The sequence below is a fragment of the Melghirimyces algeriensis genome, assembly GCF_900182565.1.
In the GTDB taxonomy this organism is placed as follows: Bacteria; Bacillota; Bacilli; order Thermoactinomycetales; family DSM-45169; genus Melghirimyces; species Melghirimyces algeriensis.
Genome location: NZ_FXTI01000004.1, coordinates 277,308 through 287,541, shown reverse-complemented (window position 1 = coordinate 287,541; position 10,234 = coordinate 277,308). Strand labels below are relative to the sequence as shown.

13 protein-coding genes, 1 pseudogene and 2 CRISPR repeat arrays are annotated in these 10,234 nt (G+C 41.8%); of the genes and pseudogenes, 4 read left to right on the top strand and 10 right to left on the bottom strand.

Annotated elements, in window-relative coordinates; all coding sequences use genetic code 11:
- Positions 1-123: 123 nt before the first annotated feature.
- A CRISPR array of direct repeats spans positions 124-683; the repeat unit is 30 nt; unit sequence GTTTGTATCGTACCTATGAGGAATTGAAAC.
- Between the two features lie 142 nt (positions 684-825).
- A complete protein-coding gene (locus tag FN782_RS08365) occupies positions 826-1,089 on the bottom strand; it encodes a hypothetical protein (protein WP_142505318.1) in 264 nt (87 codons plus the stop codon).
- A gap of 245 nt (positions 1,090-1,334) precedes the next feature.
- Between FN782_RS08365 and FN782_RS16815 the strand changes: the two genes are divergently transcribed.
- Complete coding sequence (locus tag FN782_RS16815) at positions 1,335-1,472, top strand: hypothetical protein (RefSeq protein WP_185956154.1); 138 nt, start codon at positions 1,335-1,337, stop codon at positions 1,470-1,472.
- Between the two features lie 269 nt (positions 1,473-1,741).
- Positions 1,742-2,574: a CRISPR direct-repeat array (repeat unit 30 nt; unit sequence GTTTGTATCGTACCTATGAGGAATTGAAAC).
- 220 nt (positions 2,575-2,794) lie between these two features.
- Here the strand turns inward: FN782_RS16815 and FN782_RS17060 are convergent.
- Positions 2,795-2,938, bottom strand: a complete 144-nt coding sequence (locus tag FN782_RS17060; protein ID WP_221930167.1) for a hypothetical protein — start codon at positions 2,936-2,938, stop codon at positions 2,795-2,797.
- Positions 2,939-3,036: 98 nt separating this feature from the next.
- On the bottom strand, positions 3,037-3,903 hold the full coding sequence (locus FN782_RS08360) for a metallophosphoesterase (RefSeq protein WP_142505317.1): 867 nt from the start codon (positions 3,901-3,903) through the stop codon (positions 3,037-3,039).
- Between the two features lie 285 nt (positions 3,904-4,188).
- On the opposite strand from FN782_RS08360, the gene FN782_RS17470 reads away from it, so the two are divergent.
- Entirely contained in the window at positions 4,189-4,452 is a 264-nt protein-coding gene (locus tag FN782_RS17470; RefSeq protein ID WP_142505344.1) for a type II toxin-antitoxin system HicB family antitoxin, read from the top strand.
- Positions 4,403-4,615, top strand: coding sequence for a hypothetical protein (locus FN782_RS08350; RefSeq protein ID WP_185956153.1), 213 nt, complete (start codon positions 4,403-4,405; stop codon positions 4,613-4,615). Before FN782_RS17470 ends, FN782_RS08350 begins: the two co-directional genes overlap by 50 nt.
- 165 nt (positions 4,616-4,780) lie before the next feature.
- Here the strand turns inward: FN782_RS08350 and FN782_RS08345 are convergent, their stop codons facing one another.
- From FN782_RS08345 to FN782_RS16810, 4 genes are all read right to left on the bottom strand, one after another.
- Positions 4,781-5,221, bottom strand: a complete 441-nt coding sequence (locus FN782_RS08345) for an SMI1/KNR4 family protein (protein ID WP_246064897.1) — start codon at positions 5,219-5,221, stop codon at positions 4,781-4,783.
- A gap of 15 nt (positions 5,222-5,236) precedes the next feature.
- Positions 5,237-6,685 (bottom strand): HNH endonuclease, encoded by a 1,449-nt coding sequence (locus FN782_RS08340; protein WP_185956152.1) that lies wholly within the window; start codon positions 6,683-6,685, stop codon positions 5,237-5,239.
- 232 nt (positions 6,686-6,917) lie between these two features.
- Complete coding sequence (locus tag FN782_RS08335) at positions 6,918-7,196, bottom strand: poly-gamma-glutamate hydrolase family protein (protein WP_142505313.1); 279 nt, start codon at positions 7,194-7,196, stop codon at positions 6,918-6,920.
- Positions 7,187-7,363, bottom strand: a complete 177-nt coding sequence (locus FN782_RS16810) for a hypothetical protein (RefSeq protein WP_185956150.1) — start codon at positions 7,361-7,363, stop codon at positions 7,187-7,189. Before FN782_RS16810 ends, FN782_RS08335 begins: the two co-directional genes overlap by 10 nt.
- Before the next feature lie 79 nt (positions 7,364-7,442).
- Here FN782_RS16810 and FN782_RS08330 point away from each other — a divergent pair, with 79 nt between their 5' ends.
- Complete coding sequence (locus FN782_RS08330) at positions 7,443-8,984, top strand: recombinase family protein (protein ID WP_142505312.1); 1,542 nt, start codon at positions 7,443-7,445, stop codon at positions 8,982-8,984.
- 20 nt (positions 8,985-9,004) lie between these two features.
- Here FN782_RS08330 and FN782_RS17155 read toward each other — a convergent pair.
- The 3 genes and pseudogenes from FN782_RS17155 to FN782_RS08315 all read right to left on the bottom strand — a co-directional run.
- Positions 9,005-9,109, bottom strand: a pseudogene (locus FN782_RS17155) (flagellar biosynthesis protein FliA); the annotation flags it as partial.
- 322 nt (positions 9,110-9,431) lie between these two features.
- Positions 9,432-9,875: an SMI1/KNR4 family protein gene (locus FN782_RS08320; protein WP_142505311.1), complete on the bottom strand. Its 444-nt coding sequence runs from the start codon at positions 9,873-9,875 to the stop codon at positions 9,432-9,434.
- A 2-nt stretch (positions 9,876-9,877) separates the two neighbouring features.
- Positions 9,878-10,213 carry an HNH/ENDO VII family nuclease gene (locus FN782_RS08315; RefSeq protein ID WP_246064896.1) on the bottom strand — a complete coding sequence of 112 codons (336 nt, stop codon included), beginning with the start codon at positions 10,211-10,213 and terminating at the stop codon, positions 9,878-9,880.
- Between the last annotated feature and the right edge of the window lie 21 nt (positions 10,214-10,234).

Here is a 10,234-nt window from a genome sequence, read left to right as displayed (position 1 = left end):
GACAACCACAAAATAAAGAAATCACACGGTATAACAGGGAAAACGAACACTCTATTGTTTCCACCGATTTTTTTCTATATGATATAGGTGTCAGGAAAACCTTTTATTTTGGGCTTAAAATGGGTTTGTATCGTACCTACGAGGAATTGAAACTATTAAGACGTTCATGCGAATGAGTGAAAAAGACATCGAGTTTGTATCGTACCTACGAGGAATTGAAACAAAAAGTGGCAAAAGAAAAATGGAATCAAAGTAACAGGTTTGTATCGTACCTACGAGGAATTGAAACACAAGAAAATAAATAAACACATGGGCGAAGCTACAGTTTGTATCGTACCTACGAGGAATTGAAACGAAGTATCACCACTACAGCGGACTGGGACGATTCTAGTTTGTATCGTACCTACGAGGAATTGAAACAATATCTCATCCAGCATGTTGTCCATCTGGCTCCCTGTTTGTATCGTACCTATGAGGAATTGAAACTAGGGATACGCCGTGTGAGGCGACCCCTGAGCTTTGTTTGTATCGTACCTACGAGGAATTGAAACGCCTCCTAGCAAACTGCCATAACTCCTCGCTAAACTGTTTGTATCGTAGCTATGAGGAATTGAAACACAACAGGAGAACACTTGTTGTACACATTCTGGAGCGTTTGTATCGTACCTATAAGAAAATGAATCCACACAAAAAGCCGGATAGGAATCTTTCCCCACCCGGTTTCTCCAATTTATCCATAAAAATACTTGGTATTAGAACTGCGAAAAACTTTCATAGTGTAAATAAGTAAGACGACACTCCAAAAATGGGTGTCTTACTTATTTATTATCTATTTTTTAGAGAAAGCAAAATTAAAACAAGAGCTACAACTACAAGCAAGTAAATAGGAATTAAAGAAACATTATAAATCGACTTTGCACTTTTCTCGATAATCCCTGTATCAATTTGAATATTGAACCAACTAACGCTGACAGGGTTTTGGACTTCCATTGAAATATCAGAAAGGTAGAGTGGATTTTTAGAAATAGACCATAAAGTGTAAAGGAGGCTAGACAGGAGTAACACATTAGAAGCGATCAGCTTTTTCACTTATCTTTTTCCTTTCTATATTCAGAATCAATCAATGAACTCTTCTTTTTCACAAATTTTTCTACAGGGTTTGCATCGTACCTATAAGGAAATCCACACAAAAAGCCGAGCCGGAGTTTATTCCCCACCGGCTTTTCTAAGTCTGTCTATCCCCTTCTTCTAGTACATAGTAAAATATTCATAGGCAAGGGAGAATGGAAAAGCCTCACCGCCAGGGCCGAGTTTACGGCAAAGGGGGTGAGGCCATGGAATGGCTGCAAGGAATTGTGGCGATCATCGTCGCACTTGTGACCATTGCTCGCTTCTTCCTGGAGGGCATGATCGCCATCGGAAGAAGCAGCGTTGACCCTCTGAGTTGGGCAGAAATTAAAAGTCATAGGTAAAGCTGGCACTTTACCTATGGCCACAGGCCCACGGTGGTGGCTTCTTTTGCCTTTATTATACACATTTTTGGTAAAGATATTCAATATACAACGTTTGAGAAGATTGTCGTCGACCCCCAGTAATGCAAAAACCCCCGGAGATCGACGACAACCGCAAAATAAAGAAATCACACGGTATAACAGGGAAAACGAACACTCTATTGTTTCCACCGATTTTTTTCTATATGATATAGGTGTCAGGGAAATCCCTTTGTTTTGGGCTTAAAATGGGTTTGTATCGTACCTATGAGGAATTGAAACAAGGACCGTCTTCGCTCTTCTGTCGGATATAAGTACGAGTTTGTATCGTACCTATGAGGAATTGAAACATGTATTCTACAGTCCGGTAAAATTCAGCTAAACTCGTTTGTATCGTACCTATGAGGAATTGAAACCTGGTTTGTAGTTTTGGCATCCTGATGGCTCTTTGGGTTTGTATCGTACCTATGAGGAATTGAAACGCATGTCGAGAATGCGCTTGAACTCCCACTCGCTGAATGTTTGTATCGTACCTATGAGGAATTGAAACGGCACTCAGTGGCAGGGAAGGAAAGGGGACCCTGATGGTTTGTATCGTACCTATGAGGAATTGAAACATGGCCGTTCCCGCGTTTGCGGCGTTGGCTATGGGTTTGTATCGTACCTATGAGGAATTGAAACGAAAGAGAAAGTAAAATCGTTTTCGCTGTCCTTCCGGTCGTTTGTATCGTACCTATGAGGAATTGAAACCGAAGTCATGGACTACACGGATTTTCCCCTAGTGCGTTTGTATCGTACCTATGAGGAATTGAAACCCTGATGGTTGCAACTCAAAATGTTGATGACTTTTTGAGTTTGTATCGTACCTATGAGGAATTGAAACTGAAGTTGGAAGAATTGAACGTCATGCGTTCCTTGGCGGTTTGTATCGTACCTATGAGGAATTGAAACCCACGAAAATAATTCAATCTTGATTCGATTGTATCGTTTGTATCGTACCTATGAGGAATTGAAACTCGTCTCGGCCTTGTTTCCTCGCTTCGATGGATCGTCCGTTTGTATCGAACCTATGAGGAATTGAAACCTTCCTTCCACGATGGGAACCTTCCGCTTAATCCTGTTTGTATCGTACCCATGAGGATAAAACCAAACAAAAAGCCGGGTAGGGATCTTTCCCACCCGGTTTGTCCAATCTATTCGAATGGTTCGTCTAGTCTATCCATCCACTGCATGGTACATTTTCATACGCGGATGAAAATGCGGGCATCATGTTTATTTCTTGTTAGGATGATTAAACATGTAATTTAAAATTGTTGCAATGGAAGAACAATAGCACTTACCAAAACAACCATGAATCCACGTTCTTTATCTGCCGAACTTAATCCAAACAACATGCAACCCATAAAAATAAGGGAAAATAATATTTGCAATCCCCTATATCGTGTCATTATATATTATCCCTCCTATAGTTAATTGGGGTATCACACGGTATTAGTGAGCAAAAATATCTAACAGTGAAAAAAGGATATTCTTACATAAAACTTTCTTACCCACCTGTTAATGTCATGAAAGTAATTTCAGGCCGGCACCAAAAACGAAATGGCAAAATGGTAGTTCCTATCCCTCGATTGGTGTACACCGCCGTATTTTTAACTTTATACAGACCAGCGGGATATTTTTGTCCCAAGGGGGGAGTAATTACAGGACCGATCAGAGGAAAAGCGATCTGCCCTCCATGACTATGACCGGAAAGCTGCAAATCGATTAAACTGGATGAATAGTCTGCTACCTCATCTACAAAGTCAGGTTCATGGACCAAAAGGATTTTAAAAGCATCCTTTTCCAGGTTCTGTAGCATTGGTTCCATGTTTACTTCACCCTCCAACACATCATCCAAGCCAAGCAGATAAATCTTCTCCTTTCCTTTTTCAATCGCTTGATACTGATTTTTCAGAAGGTGAAACCCAGCTTTTTTAAATGCAGAAGAAATCGATTGAGGATCTGCCCGGTAATCATGATTCCCCAGAATGGCCCACTTGCCCAGCGGTGCCTTTAGCCGGGACAAAATCGTACTTGATTCTGGCAAATAATCAAAGCCAAAACGACTATCAAGTAGGTCACCTGTAAAACAGATAACATCCGGTTGAAGCTTGTTCACTTCTTCTACGACATCATATAAATCATCAGGAGAGAAATACAGCCCCAGATGTGTATCACTAAAGTGTACAATCTTTAAACCTAAAAAATTAGAAGGAAGTCGAGACAAGCGGATCTTCACCCGCGTAACCTCAAGCCAATTCGGTTCAATTATAGCGGAATACGTTCCAATTCCTGCAACAGTAGCTGCTCCCATCAACCTTACCCATATTTTCTTTATGAACTGTCGTCGACCAAGCACTGGCTTCGTATCCATTGAATAGCTCCCTTTAAACAGATTTCTTCAGAGTCCAGGTTCCTACATTGCATGATTTAGAACATTCATTCCATAAGAGAAAACGGGAATCGTAAAACTGGTAAAACATAGTGTTTCACTCTCATTTTAAGTAAGCTTTTGTAAAATAGATCACTAGTTTTTTTATAAATTATACTGTGTTTACAATTCTAACATTATTTCTCTTTAATTTTGTTTATAATTTCATTTCAAGTAAAACCTGCACGTCTTTTTCTGTTTGCAATTGGCTTGATATAATTTTTCTTAATTTTCTTTCAAGAACAAAAAAGGAGAACTGATCATAAACAGAAAAGATACTTATTATGTGTACCCGGCTGTTTATCATTATGTGAATCACCTGGGGTTGGTGTCACCTTCCCTGATTTTCCGGGATGTGTATCTCATGGAAAAAACGAAATCACGCCCATCACCATAGCACAGGAAGCACTCGCCCTTCACATCTTCAGCATGCTGGAAGACGGTGAACCTTTTACCAAAACCTACTTTAATGCGGGATCTCCAACTGGATGAATACGTAGAAGAAGGGGAAAAAGGCGTTGTGGTTTTGGTCAGCATTTCCCTGACCAAAATTCGAAAGAATAAGTGGCTGGATCTAGCGTTAGAGGATGGAATGAATTATACGCCCGTATCACTGGGTGTTTTTCGTTTTCCAAAAACATTCCCAACAAATTAAATAAAATCCTATCGCCTATTTATAGGCTGATACCACAACACACCAATACCACGCCAAGTCGTAAAAACGGTTCAACACCCTACGGCGAACCAAAATCCCCCATTTCCACACCTTCCCATATAAATAAGCACCCTTCGCTGGGGTGCCAAACAAGGATTTTTTAATTCAACTATTCCCTTCATGCAAACTTTCTATCAACTCAGTAAATGTATCACATACATAGGTTAAAGCCATATCGTCATCCGGATCAGTCTCATGGTCGTAAAATACGATAGCTGGGTTAGATTCAGATTCTCGATAGTCAAAGCAAAAGTAATTTCCAAAAGGATCATTGGCAAAAGGAATAATTCTTTCACTCAATCCTTCGATTTGTAAATCCTCAGCTTCCTCAACAATGTACATGGGTTGGTCATGATGAAAATCCAGAAGCTGACGAAAAACTTCGCCGGATCCCTTTATATTAATGACATTAGGCTCCGGACAGCCTCCATTATTTTTTTTTACACAGAGAACGAAATCTTGGGGAAAGCGAATATCAAGTTCTTTTTCAACAATTTGAATTTCCGTATCTGTAGCCGTTTTATTGGATGACTTCCATCGTACCAATATATTCCCCTCCGATCAGTCATACTGGTCTTTACCCCAAATTTTATAACCACCGGTATGACCAGTCTTTCTGTGAATTTCATAGTCTACTAATTGCATTTTACCAACTTCTTGATGATGGTGCCAAGTAAAACGCTTGGGCGTTAATCCTTTCTTAAATTGATCAATTTCATCTTGAGTAAATTTTTTAGCAAATTCCGGATCCTTTTCAATGGTTTCAGCTATGGCTTTATTACATCGGTTAAAATGCACTTCTCGTGATGATAAAAGCGTATCTTCAGGAAGGTAAGTATCAAAGTCACTATTAAATTCCGGGAACCCATTTTCATCATAGCGGATATTCGTTTTTGGATGAGTTTTACCAGCCATATGACCCATTTTAAGCTTAATCTCTTTCCCCGTTTCAGTGCTAGTTGCATAGCGTTTACCGTTTGTTTTTCCATAAAAAGTTGGTGCTTTTACACCTTTGTAAGTAGAAACCCCTGTTCTTTTCCCAATAATGTCATCAACTTGATTAGTCGCCTTCTGTGCCTTTGGTGTAATCCCAAACACAGGTGCCGCAGTTTTCGCCACCTGTACCCCATGAGTGATTCCAAAAGCAAGTACACCCGCAACAGCAGCATTCTTCCAATTAAACTTTTTTCCTCTCAAAGAATCATCCGCAAGACTCCCGGCAGATGCACCAACCGAGTTGCCAAGCAGTTGTGTGGCTCTTCTTCCAATATACCGCCCAACTCCTCGGATAACACCACCGGTTACTCCACCGCCTACGGCTCCAGCCAATCCACCGATAGCGGTATCCGCCATAATGGTCTTGAAATCGTTTCCCTGTACAGCAGAGATCCCGCCACCTACGGCAGCTCCAATTAAGATCCCGGCTCCAAATGCCTGTGCACCCGGAACAAATAACAACCCTACTCCAGCCGCAACGGTCAAACCCGCTGCAATCTCTTCTTTATGTTCCTTCGTCCACTCCCAAGTGTCGGAAGCAACTTCCTTAGTACCTTCCCAAACATCACCTGCAGCTTCTTTTGTCTTCCCCCATGGATCTTCAACAAATTCTTTTGCATCCTTTTTGAAACCATTCCATGTACTCGACAGACCGTCTCCCAACTGATCGAAAAACCCTTTTTCTTCATTCTTAGGCTTAGAATCAGGTTTGGATAACGGTTTAGAAACAGGTTTGAGAACAATATGAGAATTGGATTCCGAAAGGCTCGTATTCGGTTTTTCTTTCACAATGTTTGGATCTTTACAGGCAGGATTTCCATTTTCATCCACCATGATCGTAGAAAACTTACAAGCAATCGCTTGTTGCAGTTCTTCTTTCACAGTTTCACTGTTTGCAACATTCACTAAAATGCTGGCAAGAAGAGCCCCCGCTACAATAATCATGACATATTCAACAGTGGGAGAACCCTTCTTCCTATGTAGAACTTTCAAAAAATGATGTAATAATTTCAAATAAGCCTCCCTCCTTTGTTCATAATTTACTATATTTTTCAGAGGGAGAAAATGGTTATTATATATTTTCTTAGAGTAAAAACATAAAAAAGCACCCGATTGGGTGCAAGCTTTCATATTCTAGGTCCCTTTCATATAACACCCTGTCTGACTCAAAACACCCCGGACGGTTGCCACAAATGCATGAAACCGTTCATTCCGACTTCCCCACCGTCCTACCGCTGTATATTCATCAAACAGATCGGAGCAAACCGCTTGTAAGTTCAAGCTGTACCCCGCGCCCAGTCAGGTTATCATTGCAGATGTTCGCCGGAACGGTTCCGACGATATCTGAGGGTACCAACTTGCATTGATTCCGGCTGCATTCAGCGCCGTAATGATCCGGTCTTCCCATAGACCGATCCAATCCGCCCACATAACAGATTTGTTCACTTCCGTAACAGCCATGAACACTGATCACCTGCGTAGTCTGTTGTACCATATATCGTCCCCATTGAACGTTTAATTGCATCCATCACGGTCCCGAAATGATTGAACCTCAACCCAAAGGGACCAGATCACTTTCTTGACTTCCTCCAACCTCCGTTGTCTTTCCTCTTCTGTAAGATCCGGGGCCACTATGTGGATGGTGGTGTTTCCGATCTGATAGGTGGCATCATACTCTTTCCGATCCCGCATGGTTTTTCACCTCAATACACCTTATGCAGGATGACTGTTCGTACTGGCATTGGAATATAATGGATTGTGGAGGTGAAATATGGAGAGGGTATGTATGTATTTGCGGAAGTCCAGGGCGGATATGGAGGCTGAAGCCAGGGGGGAAGGAGAAACCTTGGCGAAGCACAAAAAAGCACTCTTGACCGTTGCGAAACAACAACACTTGAATATTGTCCGAATCCGACAGGAAATCGCTTCCGGGGAGAGTATGATTCATCGCCCGGAAATGATGGAGTTACTGAAGGAAGTGGAGTCCGGTTTATATGATGCTGTCCTGGTCATGGACATGGACCGACTGGGAAGAGGCAATATGAGGGAACAAGGTCTGATCTTGGAGACGTTTCAAAACAGCGGAACCAAAATTATCACGCTCCGGAAGACGTATAACCTTCAGGATGAGTGGGATGAGGAATATTCCGAGTTTGAAGCATTTATGGCCCGGAAGGAACTCAAGGTGATCACCCGCCGGTTACAGGGTGGGCGGGTCCGATCCGTAGAAGAGGGAAATTACATCGGAACCCGTCCTCCCTACGGCTACCAAATCACCACAGACGATCGAGGCCGGTATCTGGTACCCGATCCGGATCAGGCGCCGGTTGTAAAAATGATTTTCCAATGGTATACCCATGAGAATCCTGACGAGCGAATGGGGACCAGCAAAATTGCCAACAAATTAAACCAACTGGGATATCGGAGCTACACGGAAAAAGAATGGACTGCTCCATCCGTTTTGACGATTATCAAAAACGCAGTCTATGCCGGTCGGATTCAGTGGAAAAAGAAAGCATACAGCAAATCTTCCACCCCACTGAAACGCAGGGAAACCAAAACACGACCCCAGGATGAATGGATTGACGTAAAGGGAAAGCATGAACCACTGGTGAGTATGGAGACATACCAGAAAGCCCAGGAGATCCTGAAACGCAAATACCACATTCCTTATCAGCTGGAACATGGAGTTACCAATCCGCTAGCTGGTCTGATCCGTTGTGACATGTGTGGATCATCCATGGTGTACCGTTCCTATACCAAGCAACCTGCTCATATTAAATGCTACAACCGCCACTGCGAGAGTCGAAGCACTCGCTTTTCCCATATAGAAAATCGGTTGTTACACGCTTTGGAGCAATGGCTTCAAGCATACAAACTGGAGTGGGAGACCGGTCAGCGCCCGGATCAGTCCATGCATAAAATTGAACTGAAAGAGGCTGCCTTGAGAACCCTACAGCAAGAACTGAAAAACCTGGAAACCCAGCGAAGCAGACTGCATGATCTGTTGGAACGCGGAATCTATGATGAAGAAACCTTCCTGGAACGTTTGCAACAGGTAACACATCGAATCAACAGGATTCGAGCTTCCATTGAAACCACAAACCAGGAGTTAGAGAACGAAAAGAAACGGGCAAAAGCCCAGGTGGAGATTATTCCGAAAGTGGAACACGTTTTGGAAATCTATCCGAAACTGGAGGATCCCAAACAAAAAAACACCCTTTTGAAGAGTATTTTGGACCATGCTATCTATCGAAAAGAGCAGGTTCAACGCGGGGATGCGTTTACATTGACGGTCTATCCCAAGTTATAGCTTTACGGATAAACCGATGATGTGAACTCATTCCCTTCTTTATCTGTACCAATTGGGTCTTGAAGGGAGACATCCTTTCTTGCTTTTTTCAATGAGCGCAGATGCATCAGAATTTCATTTCTAATGTCATTAGATTGCAACGATTCGAACGTATTGCATCCACTCTGGATAAAAATGGATTTTGGAGAGCCCTGCAAAAAGCTCATCTGAGGTGCCGTCTGTACCAATAGTTTCAAATGATGACGGCTGTGATGATCGGAGTAAACCTCTCCCTCCTCATGTCAGATTTTCGTTGAACCAAAATCCTGAATAGGTGGCAGGATCATCCTGACATGTTCCAAGATAAGGGATCAAGTTCATTTCATCAATCAGCGCAAGAATATAAGAAAAAGCACCCGGTTGGGTGCCTAGACTATTCAATGAAGAAAAAAGAACAGTTAGTAATATCTAATCATCATCTAGATTGTTTGCTGCTTCTGTTAACTCATCAAGGAGAAATTTATAGAAGTTCTTGTATTGTTGTATTCCTACATTACCTAAACGATCCCAGTCAATAACCGGACACTCTCCATTATTCATTTTTGACGTGTCCAAACAATAAATCCATTCATTGCAGTTCTCGATAACAACGAAAGAATGAGGTAAGCCATACTCTCTGTATTTCTGTGTGTATCTAACACACGTAGGTATCTCTGATTTTGCGACACCAAGGATTTCAATTCCAGCAATGCCTCCATGACCAAAGTTCCGAACAAACCATTTATAATCTTCAGGAAGAGTAACCTCCAGCATATTTTCAATTTGTTCGATTCGTGTTTCATCTACAGAGCCTGTGAAATCATGGCTATCACCATATTCTCGTATTATCATTAATATTTTTTCTTTTTCCATGTTTAATCGCCTCCCCCATCTTGTATTTGCCTTGCTCTCCACCTCCAATATTTTTTTCTGAAATTATTATACTGTTTATCCAATACCGGATCATTGCTGAAACTCCTTCCATTTCCAACTAACCCGTGTAATTGCCTATGGTATTGATCATGAGTTAATTCCATAATCTCTACCATAGGCCCTGTTTCCTTTTGGATAACATGGTGCAGTTCAATTTGATTTCCATCAGGACCTATTGGAGCCCTTCCCTTTTTGGCTAATTGAAGATTTGACAATCCTGTGTTGGGATCAACAGCTTTCCAGTCAATATCCTTTCTTTGGTAAATTCTCCTGCTCACATTTCGGATTTCACCGCCTAC